This is a genomic window from Aeromicrobium phragmitis (assembly GCF_003674095.1).
GTDB lineage: Bacteria > Actinomycetota > Actinomycetes > Propionibacteriales > Nocardioidaceae > Aeromicrobium > Aeromicrobium phragmitis.
Map to the genome: position 1 here is coordinate 44,460 of NZ_RDBF01000017.1, position 14,100 is coordinate 58,559.

The window sequence follows — 14,100 nt, forward strand, 5'->3', positions numbered from 1 at the left end:
CCGCCGCGAACTCGCGGCGGGCCTCTCGTGTGTCGACCTCAGTGATCGCGCAAGGCGTCGATGAGTTCGTCCTTCTTCATCTCCGAACGTCCCTCGATGCCGAGTTCCTTGGCGCGGTCCTGCAGCTCGTCGACGGTCCAGTCCTCATAGGAACCGGACTCGCCGCCGCGCTTGCCGACCTCCTTCTTGCCGTCGCGGGCGGCGGCGTTGGATATGCGGGCTGCCTTCTCCTTCGAGGCGCCCTCGTCGCGAAGTTCCTCGTACATGTCCGGGTTCTTCAGCTGCGAGTTGTTCTCGTCCTTCTTGCTGGGCATCAGAACACCCCCTTTCCACCGGTCACGCCGAGCACGGTGCCCGACACGTAGCTGGCATCGGCCTCGTTGGCCAGGAAGACGAACGCGGGCGCACACTCGGCAGGCTGGGCCGCACGCCCCAGCGGGGTCTCCTGGCCGAACTGTTCGAGTTTCTCGGTGGTCTGGGTGGCCGGCTGCAGCGGCGTCCAGATCGGGCCGGGAGCGACCGCGTTCACCCGGACGCCGTCGGCGCCGGCCTCCTGGGCGAGGTTGATGGTGAAGTTGTTGATCGCCGCCTTGGTGGAGGCGTAGTCGAGCAGCGACGTCGACGGCTCGTAGGCCTGGATCGACGAGACGTTGATGATGTTGCCGCGGGACTGCTTGAGATGCGGCATCGCCTCGCGGGTGAGGAGGAACATCGCCTTGAGGTTGGTCGCGAGGACGCGCTCTAGCTGCTCGTCGGTCATGTCGGCGATGCTCTCGCGCCTGGCGTACTGGTACCCGGCATTGTTGACGAGGACGTCGAGTCCGCCGAGTTGGTCGGCGACCTGGGCGATGACGTTCTTGCAGGTCGCGTTGTCGCGCAGGTCGGCTTCGATCGCCAGCGCGCGACGGCCCTCCGCCTCGACGAGCCGGGTCGTCTCCGCGGCGTCCTCGGACTCCTCGGGCTGATAGGTGAACGCGACGTCCGCCCCTTCGCGAGCGAAGGCGAGGGCGACGGCGCGACCGATGCCGGAGTCGCCGCCGGTGATCAGCGCGCGTTTGCCGTCGAGCTTTCCGTGCCCCACGTAGCTGTTCTCGCCGTGGTCGGGCAGCGGCTCCATCGCTCCGGTGACGCCGGGCGGCTCCTGCTGTTGCGCGGAAAAGCCCTCGCTGAGCGCGGGTTCGGTCACATCGGGTTCTGGCACGGCTGACACCTTTCGTTCGTGGAACGGGCTCAACTACGTCCACCGAACCACAGGAAGACCGGCCCCGCAGCGCGAGCGATCAGCGCACCGCCCGGCCATTGCACGGGCGGTGCGTGGTCAACGTAACGAGCTCCCGGGCGGTGCGTGGTCAACGTGACGAGGCCGCGATGGGGTTGATGACGCACCGCTCGACCCGCGGATGGGTTGGCCCCGCACCGCGAGCGATCAGCGCACCTTGAGCACCAGCTTGCCGGTGTTCTCGCCGCGGAAGAGCTTGAGCAGGGTGTCGCCGAACGCCGGCACGCCGCCGCTCGCGACGGTCTCGCGGGCGATGAGCCGGCCGTTGCGGATCATCTCGCCGATCGCTTCGAGGCCCTCGGGGTAGCGGTCGAGGAAGTCGAAGACGAGGAAGCCCTGCATCGTGGCGCGGAACACCAGCAGCGACATGTAGCGGCTGGGCCCGGGCGGGAGGGTCTCTTCGTTGTACTGCGAGATTGCCCCGCAGATCACGATGCGGGCACCGCGCCGCAGGTTGGCCAGCGCGGCGTCCAGGATCTCACCGCCGACGTTGTCGAAGTAGACGTCGATGCCCTTCGGCGCAGCCTCGCGGAGCCGCTTGAGCACGTTCTCGTTCTTGTAGTCGATGGCCTCGTCGAAGCCGATCTGCCGCAGCCAGTCGGTCTTCTCGGGTCCGCCGGCTATGCCGATGACCCGGCAGCCGCGAGCCTTGGCGATCTGCCCGGCGACGCTGCCGACCGCCCCAGCGGCGGCGGAGATCACCACGGTGTCGCCGTCCTGCAGTTTGCCGACGTCCATCAGCCCGAAGTACGCGGTGAGGCCGGGCATGCCGAGCGCGCCGAGCCAGGTGGGTGCCGGCGCGAGATCGAGGTTGATGTGCGCGACCCCGGCCCCGTCGCTCACCGCGTACTCCGTGACGCCGAACGTGCCGGTGACGTGATCGCCGACGGCGAAGTCCGGGTGCCGCGACTCGACCACCGTGCCGGTCGCGCCCGCCCGCATGACCTCGCCGATCTGCACCGGGGGCACGTACGAGCGCACGTCGTTCAGCCACCCGCGCATGGCCGGATCGAGCGAGATGTGGTCGACCTCGACGAGGAACTGGCCGTCGCCGAGCTCGGGGAGTTCGACGGTCTCGAGCGACCAGGTGGAGTCGTCGGGGATGCCCGCGGGCCGCTGGGCGAGGGTGATCTGCTGTGTGGTGGTGGTCACGCGGCCATCGTAGGCGTCAACCCTGACGGGCCTTGAGTCGTGGATTCTGCTTGTTGATGACGTAGGTGCGCCCGCGGCGGCGGACGATCTGCGAGCCGGGCTGGTTCTTCAGCGAGCGCAGCGAATTGCGGACCTTCATCGGTACTCCTTCGGATCGATCAGTCCCGACTGGACGGCTCGGACGAGCCGTCGCGGGACCCGGATGGTCTCGCCGCCGACCGTCACTGGGACGAGGGCGACGGGGTGGGCCTTCCACTGGCTGCGCCGGTGGCGGGTATTGCTGCGTGAGGTCTTGCGCTTCGGTACGGCCACGATGGTCTCCTTGGGTCACGCGGCTCGGCGCAAGGGGCCGAGCCAGGGGGCGAATCCGTCGTCGCTGACGTCCCAGGCCCATCCGCGGTGGTTGAGCTCCTCGTCGGTCAGCAGGCAGCGGTGGAACAGGGCGACGAGCTCGTCGATGCCGTCGTCGATGCCGCTGACGAGCAGGCGCGTGTGCGGGCGCCCCTCGGGCTGGGCGAGCGCGGTGCCGACGCTCAACTGGCCGCCGGCGCCGGACCACTCGCAGGCCTGATCGGGCCGGGTGGGGAGCCAGAAGCACCCGCGCGAGCGCCGCGGTCCACCGCCGAGCTCGGCGATGTGGGCGTGCAGCCGGTCCGGGTGGAACGGCCGGTCCGAGCGCAGCTCGAGCGTCCACGCGACGCCGTCCTCGACCAGCCCGACCGGTTGCGTACCCATCGGGTCGACCCAGCGTTCCGCGCTCTCGTGGTCGCGACGTCGAGAGGTGTCGAGCGCGTAGACCAGATGGTCGTCCACCAGCCGGGCGTCGCGACGGGCGAGGACGGACAGGAAGTCCCGTCCTTCGTCGCTGATGTCGTTCACGACGACGACGGTGTCGGCGTACTCGACGAGCGCGCACAGCGTCTCGGCGACGCTGCGACCGTCCTCGGCGGAGGTGTGGATGCCGCGTTCGCGCAACAGGTCGTCGCCGAGCAGGTCGTCCTCCCACGTTGTCCCGTCGACGACCGCGATGACCTCGCTGACGTGCAAGTCGAACTCCGGGTCGAACTCGAGGACGCGGCAGATGCCCGTGGCGTCGGCGCTCGTCGGTAGGTGCGCGACGATCGAACTCCACCGTCCGTCGTCGGCCAGTCGGGCGAGCGTCGGAAGGATGTCCTCGCGCAGGGCGCAGCTGGCGCACGCGTGGTCGAGGTCGGTCTCCTCGCGCTCGAGGATGCCGGTGTGGTCCGCGACGATCCGGGTGAGGCGCTGGTGCGGCACGTCGATCGTGTGGTGAACGGCGGTCGCGCCGGGTGCGTCCCACGCGAGCGTCAGGACCGCCCGTTCGACGGCCTCGGCGGCGGTGCCGGTGACGAGGGTGACGGGCACGCTCATGCGCCGCTGCCGTAACGCCGGCGGAAGCGCTCCACGCGGCCTTCGGTGTCGACGACGCGACCCCGGCCGGTCCAGAACGGGTGGCTGGCGCTGGAGATGTCGACATCGATGACGGGGTAGGTGGTGCCGTCCAGCTCGATCGTCGCGTCGCTGGTCGCCGTGGAGCGGGTGAGCAGCGTGAAGTCGCCGGAGCGGTCGCGGAAGACGACGGGACGGTACGTGGGGTGGAGGTCGCGCTTCATGCAGGTCCTTTCCTGAGGTACGGCACCAATGATAACGTCATGGGAATCGTTTTCAATAAGGAGTATCATGGCACGGCACTGTCAGGTCACCGGCGCGGAGCCCGGCTTCGGGCACCACGTCTCGCATTCGCATCGGCGCACCAAGCGGCGCTTCGACCCGAACATCCAGCGCAAGACCTACTGGGTGCCGAGCCTGGGTCGCCGCGTGACGCTGACCGTCAGTGCGCGAGGCATCAAGACCATCGATCGACGCGGGATCGACGCCGTCGTGGCGCAGCTCCTGGCGCGAGGGGAGAAGCTGTGAGTAAGAAGAGCTCGGACATCAGGCCCGTCGTCAAGCTGCGGTCCACGGCGGGCACGGGCTACACGTACGTGACGCGCAAGAACCGGCGGAACGACCCGGACCGTCTCATGCTGCGCAAGTTCGATCCGGTGGCGCGGCGGCACGTCGACTTCCGCGAGGAGCGCTGACATGGCCAAGCGCGGCAAGATCGTGCAGAACGAGCGGCGCAAGGAGAAGGTGGCGCGGTACGCAGAGAAGCGCGCCGCCCTGCGCCAGGCGAGCCGAGACACCTCGCTGACGATGGAGGAGCGGATGGCCGCCTCGCGTGCGCTCGCCAAGCTGCCGCGCGACTCCTCGCCGGTGCGCGTGCGCAACCGCGACCAGGTCGACGGCCGCCCCCGCGGCTACGTCCGCAAGGTCGGCCTCTCGCGCATCCGCCTCCGGGAGGGCGCCCACCGCGGCGAACTCCCCGGCATCACCAAGTCGTCCTGGTAATCCGGCTCACGCGCTGACGGACTTGCGGAGGCTGTGCAGGAACAGCTTGCGCACCTCGCCGCGGGTGAAGGAGCCCTCGAGGACGTAGGTGTTCGCAGAGTAGAGCTGTGACCAGACCAGGCCGGTGAGCCAGCTCGCGGGCAGCTCGCGGTCGATCGTCCCGTCCTCGTGGCCCCGGCGCACCACGCGGGTGATGACGTAGTCGTCCTCGTCCGCGGCGGCGTCATCGTCGTCCTCGTCGGACGCCTGAAACCACCATCCGAAGATTTCGAGGTGGTCGAACAGCTCGGTCGCGAGCCGCTCGAGCGCGTCAATGCCGGTTCCTTCCTCGGGGCGCGCCGCGGCGCCAATGCGGACGTACTCTTCATCGACGAACTCGGTCATCGCCGCTTCGAGTGCCGTCCGATCGGCGAAGTAGCGGTGCACCGTACTGCGGGCGACGCCGGCGGCTTCGGCGATCTCGCGCATGCTCGCGCTGCGGTTCGCGCTGAGGACGCGGACGGCAGCGAGGAGGATGGTGCGCCGGGTGCGATCCTGCGTCGGCGTACTCACGGCATTAGGGTACCAAGACGTCTTACCGTGCACCTGATTTGTCTCCAATAGGACAGATGTGTCTTAATAGGCGCCATGGCTGTCTTCACCTCGCGGTTTGCTGTGCTGTGGTTTTTCGCGCGCCCACATCGGCGCGTCCTGGTATTCGCCCTTGTGCTGGGACTGATTGCGTCGAGCATGGAGCTGGCGACGCCGCTCGTGACGAAGTGGGTGCTCGATACGCTCGCCGTCGGCGGGTCCATCTCAGGTCCGGTCGCGGCGTTGTTCGGCTTGCTCGTGGTCGGTGCGCTGATCGGCTGGTGGCAGTCGGTTCTGCTAGGAACGCTCGCCGAGGACATCGTGCTCGGCGCCCGGCGGCACTTGATCGCTCGTTTCCTGTCGGCGAAGGTCCTGTCGTTGCTTCGCAAGTCCCCCGGAGATCTCGTCACGCGGGTCACAAGCGACTCGGTGCTGATGCGCGAGGCGGCGTCGTCAAGTCTGGTCGGACTCGTAAACGGCAGCGTCGTCCTCGTCGGCACGCTGATCCTTATGGCAGTGCTGGACCTGGTGCTGTTCGGGGTCACCCTGGCCGCAGTCGCGGTCGTCGCTGTCCTTTTCGGCGCGCTGATGCCGGGCATCGCTACGGCCCAGGAGAAGGCGCAGGCTGCGCTTGCCGACCTCGGTGGTGGAACCGAGGGCACGCTGCGCGCCATCAAGACGGTCAAAGCCGCCGGTGCGGAGGACCGTCAGCGCGATCGGCTGTTCGCCGACCTCGACCGGGCGCGGAACCACGGTGTGCGAGCAGTGCGTCGCGAGGCCGTCGCGTGGACCGTGTCGTGGACGGGTATTCAAGCCGTCATCATCGTGATCCTGGCGCTGGGTGCGGCGCGGGTCGCGGCCGGGGAGATGGCCGTCTCGACCCTTGTCGCGTTCCTGCTGTACGCCTTCGGCCTGATGGGCCCGATCATGGAGCTGAGCCAGAACATGACGGCCCTGCAAGCAGGGATCGCCGCCGCCGCGCGCATCCGTGAGGTCGACGCGCTGCCGCGGGAAGCCGCCGGCGACGCCCACGCGGTTGACGTGGGGCCGGGGCTCGCGTTGGCCGCCGTGGAGGCTCGGTACTCGGCAGATGCGCGCCTCGCGCTCGCCGGGGTGACGATTGACGTGCCAGAGCGCGGTCACGTGGCGCTCGTGGGTCCCTCGGGTGCGGGCAAGACCTCGGTCATGTCGACGGTGCTCGGCTTCCTCGAACCGGAGGCGGGTGAGGTGCGACGCGGGGGCGTGTCCTACTCGCAGTTGTCCCCGCGGCAGGCGCGCGCGAAACTCGCGTACGTGGAGCAGGAAACCCCCGTCGTGCCCGGCACGGTCCGCGACAACCTCCTGTTCGTCAACCCCGACGCATCAGATCAGGACGTGGCGCGGGTGCTCGGTGAACTCGGCTTGGACTCGCTCGTCGCCGAACTTCCCGACGGGCTCGACTCGGTCCTCACCGACACGAATGTCTCGGGAGGTCAGCGGCAGCGGATCGCCATCGCGCGCGCCTTGCTGGCCGAGCCGGAGATCCTGTTGATGGACGAGGCGACGGCGCAGGTCGACGGTGTGACCGAGGCTGCGATTCACGAGGCGATCCGGCGTCAGGCGAAGCGGGGAGCGGTCCTGACCATCGCGCATCGACTCTCCACTGTCGTCGACGCCGACCGCATCGTGGTGATGGACGGCGGACGGGTGGTCGCGCAGGGAACCCACGACGAGCTGCTCGACGACTCCGAGCTCTACCGCGAACTCGTCGCCGCCTTCCGCCTCGAATCAGCGCCCTTACGGTGACGGATTGCCGGGTTATGTAGGAGAGCGAGGGAAGACTTACGTCACCTGGAACTTCGTCGTCAGGCCAGCAGGCGGCGGGCGAGATCGCCGACTTGATCGGCTTCGATGAGGAAGCCGTCGTGGCCGTAGGGGGACTTGACGATGTCGAGCGCCTCGCAGCCGGGGATGCCGTCGGCGAGTTCGAGCTGCTGGTAGAGCGGATACAGGCGGTCGGAGTCGATCCCCGCTACGACGGTCTCCGCCTGAATGCGTCCCAGCGCCGCGTGCACGCCGCCGCGCCCGCGCCCGACGTCGTGGCTGTTCATCGCGTCGCTGAGGACGATGTAGGAGTCGGCGTCGAAGCGCTTGACGAGCTTGTCGCCGTGGTGCTGCAGGTACGACTCGACCGCGAACCGCCCGTCGTCCTGCACGAGCCGGCCGAACCGCTCGGCGAACTCGGTCTCGCTGCGGTAGGAGATGTGCGCGATCCGGCGGGCGAGGTCGAGCCCGGCGACGGGTCCGGCCGCGCGGATGATGTCGTTCTGTGTCGCCGACAACGCGATCTGATCGGCCGACGCCGCTGCGCACGTGGCGAGCAGGAAGAGCCGCTCGACGCGCTCAGGATGCTCGATCGCCCATTCGAGGGCCCGCATCCCGCCGGCCGACCCGCCGATGACGCCGTACCAGGTGTCGACGCCGAGCGCGTCGGAGAACGCCACCTCGGCCGCGACCTGGTCGCGAACCGTCACCGAGGGGAAACGCGTGCCCCACCGCGCGCCGTCCGGCGCCGGCGTGGTCGGGCCGGTGCTGCCGCGGCAGCCCCCGAGGATGTTGGCGGCCACGACGAAGAACCGGTCGGTGTCGATGCCGAGACCCGGTCCGACCACCTGGCTCCACCACCCGCCCTCACCGGTGACGCGAGTGTCACCGGTGAGGGCGTGGAGGATGAGGACGGCGTTCGATCCGTCGTACTCGCCCCACGTCTCATAGGCGAGCGTGACGTCGGGAAGCACCTCACCCGATTCGAGGGTGAGGTTGCCGATCGCCGCCTGCTGGGTCACTTCGCCGCGCGGAATCCGGCGTCGAGGTCGGCCAGGATGTCGTCGATGCCCTCGAGGCCGACGGCGAGCCGCACCAGGCCCGGCGTCACACCGGCCCCCGCCTGCTCCTCGGGCGTGAGCTGGCTGTGCGTCGTCGAGGCCGGGTGGATCGCGAGGCTGCGCACGTCACCGATGTTGGCGACGTGGCTGTGCAGCTCGAGTGCGTCGATGAACCGGCGTCCGGCGTCGACGCCCCCGGGCAGCTCGAACGTGACGATCGCGCCGGCGCCCTTGGGCACGTACTTCTGCGCGAGCTCCTGATACGGGCTGCTCGCGAGGCTCGCCCAGTGGACCGACGCGACGTCGTCACGCGACTGCAGCCACTCGGCCACGCGGCGGGCGTTCTCGACGTGGCGCTCCACCCGCAGGCTCAGCGTCTCGAGGCCCTGGGCCAGCAGCCATGCGTTGAACGGCGCGATGGCCGGGCCGACGTTGCGCAGGTACTGCACGCGCAGCTTCGTGAGGTACGCCGCCGGGCCGAGCGCCTCGGCGAAGACGAGCCCGTGGTAGCTCTCGTCGGGGGTGGTGAAGCCGGGGAACTTGTCGCCGTGCGCGCCGTAGTCGAAGGTGCCGCCGTCCACGACGACGCCGGCGATGGCCGTGCCGTGACCGCCGAGGTACTTGGTCGCCGAGTGCACGACCGTGTCGGCGCCGTGCTGGAGCGGGTTGAGCAGGTACGGCGTGGCGACCGTGTTGTCGACGATGAACGGCACGCCGACCTCGCGTGCCACGGCCGCGACGGCCTCGAGATCGAGGACGTCGCCCTTGGGGTTGCCGATGGTCTCGCCGAAGAACGCCTTCGTGTTCTCGCGGACGGCGTCGCGCCACTGCTGCGGGTCGTTGGGCTCGGTCACGAACGACACCTCGATGCCGAGCTTCGGGAAGCTGTGGCGCAGGAGGCTGTCGGTGCCGCCGTAGAGGCTGGCCGACGCGACGATGTGGTCGCCGGCTTCGGCGACGTTGGTGAGCGCGCCGGTGGTCGCGGCCTGGCCGGACGCGACGAGCAGGGCGCCGACGCCACCCTCGATCGCGGCGATGCGCTGCTCGACGGCGTCCTGCGTCGGGTTCATGATCCGGGTGTAGATGTTGCCCGGCTCAGCGAGGCCGAACAGGTCCGCGGCGTGCTGCGTGTCCCGGAACTGGTACGACGTCGTCTGGTAGATCGGCAGGGCGCGGGCGCCCGTCGTCGGGTCCGGCTCCTGGCCGGCGTGGATCTGCTTGGTCTCGAACGACCAGTTCTCGCTCATGGGTGCTCCTTCGCTCCTCGTTCTGACACCGAGCGTGACACGAATACCGCAGCGTGGACACCTATCTCATCATGCGGCCACGTGTCAGGGCACGAGCAGGGTGCTGTCACGCAGGTCGGTGACCAGCATGTGGCCCGGCGCGTGGCCGATCGCCAACGGCGGTCTCGACTCCATCACCGCGGCCTGCGGGGTGACACCGCAGGCCCAGAACACCGGGATCTCGCCGGGCCGGATGGTGCCGGCGTCCCCGAAGTCGGGCCGGGAGAGATCGGCGATGCCTAGGGCCGCCGGATCGCCGACGTGGACCGGCGCGCCGTGCACGCCCGGGTACCGGGAGGTGACCCGCACCGCGTCCGCGACCTGACCGGCCGGGATCGGCCGCATGGACACCACGAGCGGGCCACTCAGGCGCCCCGCGGAGCGGCAGGGCCGGTTGGTGCGGAACATCGGCACGTTGCGGCCCTCCTCGATGTGCCGCACCGGAACCCCCGCCTCGAGCAGGGCGTCCTCGAAGCTGAAACTGCAGCCGACGAGGAACGCCACGAGGTCCTCACGCCAGTACTCGGTGGCGTCAGGGACCTCCTCCCTGAGCACGCCGTCGCGGTAGATCCGGTACGCCGGGACGTCGGTGCGGATGTCGCCGTCCTCGCCGAGGAGCGGGCCGGTGAACTGCCCCGGCTCCAGCACATCGAGGATCGGGCACGACTTCGGATTGCGCTGAGCGAAGACCAGCAGGTCGAACGCGTAGTCGCGCGGAACGGCGACCAGGTTGGCTTGCGCGTAGCCGGCCGACCATCCGGAGGTCGGCGTGACCAACCCGTCGCGGAAGCGGCGGCGGGCTTCGGCGGGCGAGAGCGCGGCGACGTCGGTGGTCATCGGCGATGTCCTCCTTCTCGATGCCAGACGAGTCGGACCGGCTGGCCCGGACGCAGTTGCGCGGCGCGGTCCGCGTCCTCGTCGACGAGGACACCGGCGACGGGATAGCCGCCGGTGACGGGATGGTCGGCGAGGAAGATGACGGGCTCGCCGCCCGGCGGCACTTGGATCGCGCCGCGGACGACGCCCTCGCTCGGCAGCTGCCGGTCGTGGACGGCCATGGTCACGCCGGGTCCGTCGGCCGCGACGAGGCGGGCGCCGACGCGGTCGACCTTGTCCGAGACCGTCCAGCTCGTGGCGACCAGGTGCTCGGGGTCGGCCAGCCAGTCCTCACGCGGCCCGCGGACGACCCGGAGGGTGACGTCGGCGTCGTCGAGGGGCCGGACGGGTGCGAGGTCGGTGTTGGGCAGCGGCAGCGTGCAGGCGTCGACGGGCAACAGATCGCCCGTTTGGAGCGGTGCCGGTCCGATACCCGAGAGGGTGTCGGTGCTGCGCGAACCGAGGACGGACGGGACGTCGAGCCCGCCGCGTGCCGCGACGTAGGCGCGCAAGCCCGCCGTGGCCTGACCGAGGCAGAGCAACCACCCGGGCTGCAGGGTATGGCGGGCGTTGAGACCGGCCGGGACCGGGCCCTCGCCGCGGTCGACGCTGACCTCGACGGTCGCGCCGGTCACCGCCACGTCGATCTCGTCGTGGGCGCGCAGGACGAGCCCGCCGAGCAGGACCTCGATCGCGGCGGCGTGCTCGGCGTTGCCGACGAGTCGATTGGCGAGGGCGAAGGACCGTCGGTCCGCGGCGCCCGAGCGTCCGATGCCCATCGACGCGAGCCCGGGCCGGCCGGCGTCCTGGATGGTTGCCTGGGCACCGGTCTGCACGACTTCCAGCGCGGTCATCGGGCGGCCTCCACGAATCGAACTCGGGTTCCCGGGGTGAGGAGGGCGGGCGGCTCGCGATCCAGGTCGAACAGGACGACGTCGGTACGCCCGATCAGTTGCCAGCCGCCGGGCGATTCACGCGGATAGATGCCGCTGAACTCGCCCGCGAGGCCGACCGATCCGGCCGGTACGCGGGTGCGCGGCTCGTGCCGTCGCGGCACCTCGAGCCGCGTGTCCTGTCCGACGAGGTAGCCGAATCCGGGCGCGAAGCCACCGAAGGCCACGGTCCACTCCTGGTCGCAGTGCGCGGCGACGACCTCCTCGACCGACAGCCCCGTGAGTTCGGCGACGTCCTCCAGGTCCGGGCCGTCGTAGACCGTGGGGATCTCGACGGTCGTGGCCGTCTCGTCGCGGGCCCCGGTCGACGGCCTGAGCCGACCGAGCGCCTCGCGCAGTCCGGGGATCGAGCTCGGCGCGTCCACGGTCAGCAGCACGGTGCAGGCGCCGGGGACCACGTCGACGACGTCGAGCTCGGCCGCCTCGATGGCAGCGACCCAGTCGAGCACCTGCCCGATGTCGTCGAGTTCGACCAGGACGCCGCGCTCACCGCAAGGGAGCAGCCTCATGAGAACGCCTCGATGCGCGCGCCCGCCGCCTCGAGCCGCTCGCGGACGGCCCGCGCCATCGCGACGGCATCGGGACTGTCGCCATGGACGCAGACCGAGTCCACGTCGAGCCGGACCGTCGTGCCGTCGATCGCCTCGACGTCTCCCTCGGTCACCATGCGCGCGAAGCGCTCGGCCACCGCGTGCGGGTCATGCAGCACGGCGCCGGACTCGCGACGCGAGACGAGAGTGCCCTCGGGCGTGTAGGCGCGGTCGGCGAAGGCTTCCCGCACGGGGCGCAGTCCCTTCGCCTCGGCGGCGGCGAGCAGCGCCGAGCCCGGAAGGCCGAGCACCGGAAGGCCGGGATCGACGGCCGCCACGGCGTCGACGACGGCCTGCGCGTGGGCCTCGTGATGGACCGCGGTGTTGTACAGCGCGCCATGCGGCTTGACGTAGGTGACGGAACCGCCGGCCGCGTGAGCGAGGGCTTGGAGGGCGCCGATCTGGTAGATCACGTCGTCGGTCAGCTCGCGCACCGTCGCGTCGATGAAGCGGCGGCCGAACCCGGCGAGGTCGCGATAGCCCACCTGCGCGCCGATCCGCACGCCCTGCTCGACAGCCCATCGGCACGTGCGGCCGATGGTGGTGGGATCGCCGGCGTGGAAACCGCACGCCACGTTGGCGCTGGAGACCAGGGCGAGCATCGCTTCGTCGTCGCCCAGCTCCCACCGGCCGAAGGACTCGCCGACGTCACTGTTCAGGTCGATGCGCATGTGATCAGCTCCAGAGATCGGCCAGCCCGCCGAGCGAGTTCCAGCCCAGGTACAGGGTCAGCAGCCAGACGGCCAGCCCGGCGATCTTGAGCCACCAGGGGTACCGGTATCCGCCCAGCAGATCCTTGCGCATCCACGCGACCCACAACACCACGGTGAAGCCGATCGGCAGGATCAGGCCGTTGAACGCGCCGGCGAACACCAGCAGGGTCACGGGCGCGGCGCCGAGGACCACGAACAAGAAGGCGCTGAGCGCGATGAATCCGACGGTCAGCAGATTCTGGCGTCGGCGCACCGTCTTCGAGGTGGTGAGGAACGAGACCGAGGTGTACGCGGCGCCGATCACCGAGGTGATGGACGCGGCCCACAAGATCGTGCCGAACACGACGAGCCCGACGTTGCCGAGGGCGGCCTCGAAGGCCGATGCGGTGGGATTGTCGGCGGCCAGCTCGACACCGCCGATGGTCACGCCGAGGATCGCGAGGAACAGCAACACGCGCATGATCCCGGTGACGAGGATGCCGTACACCGAGGTGCGGGTGATGCGACCGACGTTGTCGGGGCCGGTGACTCCGGTATCGAGGAGGCGATGGGCGCCGGCGTACGTGATGTAGCCGCCGACGGTGCCGCCGACGATCGTCGTGATGGCGAGGAAGTCGACCGTCTCGGGCAGCACGGCGTTCCGCATCGCCTCGCCGAGCGGGGGCTGAGACACGATGGCGGTGTAGGCCGTCATCGCGATCATCACGAGGCCGAGCAGCACGACGATGCGGTCGAGCGCGACGCCGGCGCGCTTGCTGAGGAAGATGCCGATCGCGATGAGTGCGGAGACGGCTCCGCCGATCCTTGGATCGAGGCCGAACATCGCGTTGGTGCCCAGTCCCGCACCGCTGGTGTTCCCGATGTTGAAGACGAGGCCGCCGGTGACGACGAGGAACGCCAGTGCCCAGCCGATGCCGGGCAGAACCTCGTTGCCGAGCTCGTGGGCGCGTTTGCCGGCCACTCCGACGACGCGCCAGACGTTCAACTGGACGGCGATGTCGATGACGATCGAGGCCAGGATGGCGAAGGCGAACGCGGCGCCGAGCTTGACCGTGAAGTCGGTGGTCTGCGTGATGAAGCCGGGCCCGATGGCGCTGGTGGCCATGAGGAACATGGCGCCCATCAACGCGGTGCGGGCCGAGCCGGGACGCTCCTGCGCGGCGGTCGAGGCGTCGGGCATGGACACTCCTGACGTTCGGGATGGGAAGCTCCCACCCTCACTGCGACCTGTTTCACAGCGATGTCGGCGATGCTAAGGGATTGTTCAACAATCCCGCAACGCCTGGTAGGTGGTCGAGTAGCGACCGAGGGGCAGGCGCGGCAGTAGGTGGTCGAGTAGTGGCGAGTTCTACGAGCCGCGTATCGAGACCGGTTGAGGTGGCGTGGTCTCGATACGTCGGTCGTT

At 69.7% G+C, this 14,100-nt stretch carries 19 protein-coding genes; 4 read left to right on the forward strand and 15 right to left on the reverse strand.

Translation table 11 applies throughout. From position 1 onward, the window contains the following. Positions 1 to 38: 38 nt before the first annotated feature. The 7 genes from D9V41_RS15780 to D9V41_RS15810 form a co-directional block, all read right to left on the reverse strand. Complete coding sequence (locus D9V41_RS15780) at positions 39 to 314, reverse strand: DUF7218 family protein (RefSeq protein ID WP_121795550.1); 276 nt, start codon at positions 312 to 314, stop codon at positions 39 to 41. Beyond that, positions 314 to 1,201, reverse strand: coding sequence for an SDR family oxidoreductase (locus D9V41_RS15785; RefSeq protein ID WP_243697311.1), 888 nt, complete (start codon positions 1,199 to 1,201; stop codon positions 314 to 316). Before D9V41_RS15785 ends, D9V41_RS15780 begins: the two co-directional genes overlap by 1 nt. A gap of 225 nt (positions 1,202 to 1,426) precedes the next feature. Then, positions 1,427 to 2,431 (reverse strand): NADP-dependent oxidoreductase, encoded by a 1,005-nt coding sequence (locus D9V41_RS15790; RefSeq protein ID WP_121795551.1) that lies wholly within the window; start codon positions 2,429 to 2,431, stop codon positions 1,427 to 1,429. Between the two features lie 16 nt (positions 2,432 to 2,447). Further along, positions 2,448 to 2,570 (reverse strand): type B 50S ribosomal protein L36, encoded by a 123-nt coding sequence (gene ykgO, locus D9V41_RS15795; protein WP_007076880.1) that lies wholly within the window; start codon positions 2,568 to 2,570, stop codon positions 2,448 to 2,450. Then, on the reverse strand, positions 2,567 to 2,743 hold the full coding sequence (gene rpmF / locus D9V41_RS15800) for a 50S ribosomal protein L32 (RefSeq protein WP_121795552.1): 177 nt from the start codon (positions 2,741 to 2,743) through the stop codon (positions 2,567 to 2,569). The genes ykgO and rpmF overlap by 4 nt, the downstream gene beginning before the upstream one ends. Before the next feature lie 15 nt (positions 2,744 to 2,758). Continuing rightward, positions 2,759 to 3,823, reverse strand: coding sequence for a GTP-binding protein (locus D9V41_RS15805; RefSeq protein WP_121795553.1), 1,065 nt, complete (start codon positions 3,821 to 3,823; stop codon positions 2,759 to 2,761). Then, a complete protein-coding gene (locus tag D9V41_RS15810; protein WP_121795554.1) occupies positions 3,820 to 4,065 on the reverse strand; it encodes a type B 50S ribosomal protein L31 in 246 nt (81 codons plus the stop codon). Before D9V41_RS15810 ends, D9V41_RS15805 begins: the two co-directional genes overlap by 4 nt. A gap of 67 nt (positions 4,066 to 4,132) precedes the next feature. Here D9V41_RS15810 and rpmB point away from each other — a divergent pair, with 67 nt between their 5' ends. Genes rpmB through rpsN form a run of 3 tightly spaced genes read left to right on the forward strand, consistent with a single transcriptional unit; the run spans position 4,133 to position 4,843 of the window. Further along, positions 4,133 to 4,369 (forward strand): 50S ribosomal protein L28, encoded by a 237-nt coding sequence (gene rpmB / locus D9V41_RS15815; RefSeq protein WP_121795555.1) that lies wholly within the window; start codon positions 4,133 to 4,135, stop codon positions 4,367 to 4,369. Next, the gene (gene rpmG, locus D9V41_RS15820) at positions 4,366 to 4,536 is read left to right on the forward strand and encodes a 50S ribosomal protein L33 (protein ID WP_121795556.1); all 171 of its coding nucleotides are present in this window, start codon (positions 4,366 to 4,368) and stop codon (positions 4,534 to 4,536) included. The genes rpmB and rpmG overlap by 4 nt, the downstream gene beginning before the upstream one ends. 1 nt (position 4,537) lies before the next feature. Next, positions 4,538 to 4,843: a 30S ribosomal protein S14 gene (gene rpsN / locus D9V41_RS15825; RefSeq protein ID WP_121795557.1), complete on the forward strand. Its 306-nt coding sequence runs from the start codon at positions 4,538 to 4,540 to the stop codon at positions 4,841 to 4,843. Positions 4,844 to 4,849: 6 nt separating this feature from the next. On the opposite strand, the gene D9V41_RS15830 is transcribed toward rpsN, so the two are convergent. Then, positions 4,850 to 5,395: a TetR/AcrR family transcriptional regulator gene (locus tag D9V41_RS15830; protein WP_166376076.1), complete on the reverse strand. Its 546-nt coding sequence runs from the start codon at positions 5,393 to 5,395 to the stop codon at positions 4,850 to 4,852. A 75-nt stretch (positions 5,396 to 5,470) separates the two neighbouring features. Here D9V41_RS15830 and D9V41_RS15835 point away from each other — a divergent pair, with 75 nt between their 5' ends. Beyond that, positions 5,471 to 7,198, forward strand: coding sequence for an ABC transporter ATP-binding protein (locus D9V41_RS15835; protein WP_121795559.1), 1,728 nt, complete (start codon positions 5,471 to 5,473; stop codon positions 7,196 to 7,198). Positions 7,199 to 7,257: 59 nt separating this feature from the next. Here D9V41_RS15835 and metX read toward each other — a convergent pair whose 3' ends face one another. From metX to D9V41_RS15870, 7 genes are all read right to left on the reverse strand, one after another. Further along, a complete protein-coding gene (metX, locus tag D9V41_RS15840) occupies positions 7,258 to 8,238 on the reverse strand; it encodes a homoserine O-acetyltransferase MetX (RefSeq protein ID WP_243697312.1) in 981 nt (326 codons plus the stop codon). Continuing rightward, positions 8,235 to 9,524 carry a bifunctional o-acetylhomoserine/o-acetylserine sulfhydrylase gene (locus D9V41_RS15845; RefSeq protein ID WP_121795561.1) on the reverse strand — a complete coding sequence of 430 codons (1,290 nt, stop codon included), beginning with the start codon at positions 9,522 to 9,524 and terminating at the stop codon, positions 8,235 to 8,237. The genes metX and D9V41_RS15845 overlap by 4 nt, the downstream gene beginning before the upstream one ends. Before the next feature lie 84 nt (positions 9,525 to 9,608). Next, positions 9,609 to 10,400, reverse strand: a complete 792-nt coding sequence (locus D9V41_RS15850; RefSeq protein ID WP_121795562.1) for a putative hydro-lyase — start codon at positions 10,398 to 10,400, stop codon at positions 9,609 to 9,611. After that, positions 10,397 to 11,293 carry a 5-oxoprolinase subunit C family protein gene (locus D9V41_RS15855; protein ID WP_121795563.1) on the reverse strand — a complete coding sequence of 299 codons (897 nt, stop codon included), beginning with the start codon at positions 11,291 to 11,293 and terminating at the stop codon, positions 10,397 to 10,399. The genes D9V41_RS15850 and D9V41_RS15855 overlap by 4 nt, the downstream gene beginning before the upstream one ends. Continuing rightward, entirely contained in the window at positions 11,290 to 11,901 is a 612-nt protein-coding gene (gene pxpB / locus D9V41_RS15860; RefSeq protein WP_121795564.1) for a 5-oxoprolinase subunit PxpB, read from the reverse strand. The genes D9V41_RS15855 and pxpB overlap by 4 nt, the downstream gene beginning before the upstream one ends. Continuing rightward, positions 11,898 to 12,653 (reverse strand): LamB/YcsF family protein, encoded by a 756-nt coding sequence (locus D9V41_RS15865; RefSeq protein WP_121795565.1) that lies wholly within the window; start codon positions 12,651 to 12,653, stop codon positions 11,898 to 11,900. The genes pxpB and D9V41_RS15865 overlap by 4 nt, the downstream gene beginning before the upstream one ends. A 4-nt stretch (positions 12,654 to 12,657) precedes the next feature. Then, positions 12,658 to 13,875: an NRAMP family divalent metal transporter gene (locus D9V41_RS15870; protein ID WP_121795566.1), complete on the reverse strand. Its 1,218-nt coding sequence runs from the start codon at positions 13,873 to 13,875 to the stop codon at positions 12,658 to 12,660. Between the last annotated feature and the right edge of the window lie 225 nt (positions 13,876 to 14,100).

Excerpts from the sequence above, each read along its gene's own strand:
- D9V41_RS15855 (WP_121795563.1), bottom strand. The coding sequence starts at position 11,293 with ATGACCGCGCTGGAAGTCGTGCAGACCGGTGCCCAGGCAACCATCCAG.
- D9V41_RS15870 (WP_121795566.1), bottom strand. The coding sequence starts at position 13,875 with ATGCCCGACGCCTCGACCGCCGCGCAGGAGCGTCCCGGCTCGGCCCGC.
- D9V41_RS15845 (WP_121795561.1), bottom strand. The coding sequence starts at position 9,524 with ATGAGCGAGAACTGGTCGTTCGAGACCAAGCAGATCCACGCCGGCCAG.
- rpmB (WP_121795555.1), top strand. The coding sequence starts at position 4,133 with ATGGCACGGCACTGTCAGGTCACCGGCGCGGAGCCCGGCTTCGGGCAC.
- D9V41_RS15850 (WP_121795562.1), bottom strand. The coding sequence starts at position 10,400 with ATGACCACCGACGTCGCCGCGCTCTCGCCCGCCGAAGCCCGCCGCCGC.
- D9V41_RS15780 (WP_121795550.1), bottom strand. The coding sequence starts at position 314 with ATGCCCAGCAAGAAGGACGAGAACAACTCGCAGCTGAAGAACCCGGAC.
- ykgO (WP_007076880.1), bottom strand. The coding sequence starts at position 2,570 with ATGAAGGTCCGCAATTCGCTGCGCTCGCTGAAGAACCAGCCCGGCTCG.
- pxpB (WP_121795564.1), bottom strand. The coding sequence starts at position 11,901 with ATGAGGCTGCTCCCTTGCGGTGAGCGCGGCGTCCTGGTCGAACTCGAC.
- D9V41_RS15865 (WP_121795565.1), bottom strand. The coding sequence starts at position 12,653 with ATGCGCATCGACCTGAACAGTGACGTCGGCGAGTCCTTCGGCCGGTGG.
- D9V41_RS15835 (WP_121795559.1), top strand. The coding sequence starts at position 5,471 with ATGGCTGTCTTCACCTCGCGGTTTGCTGTGCTGTGGTTTTTCGCGCGC.
- D9V41_RS15810 (WP_121795554.1), bottom strand. The coding sequence starts at position 4,065 with ATGAAGCGCGACCTCCACCCCACGTACCGTCCCGTCGTCTTCCGCGAC.
- D9V41_RS15805 (WP_121795553.1), bottom strand. The coding sequence starts at position 3,823 with ATGAGCGTGCCCGTCACCCTCGTCACCGGCACCGCCGCCGAGGCCGTC.
- rpsN (WP_121795557.1), top strand. The coding sequence starts at position 4,538 with ATGGCCAAGCGCGGCAAGATCGTGCAGAACGAGCGGCGCAAGGAGAAG.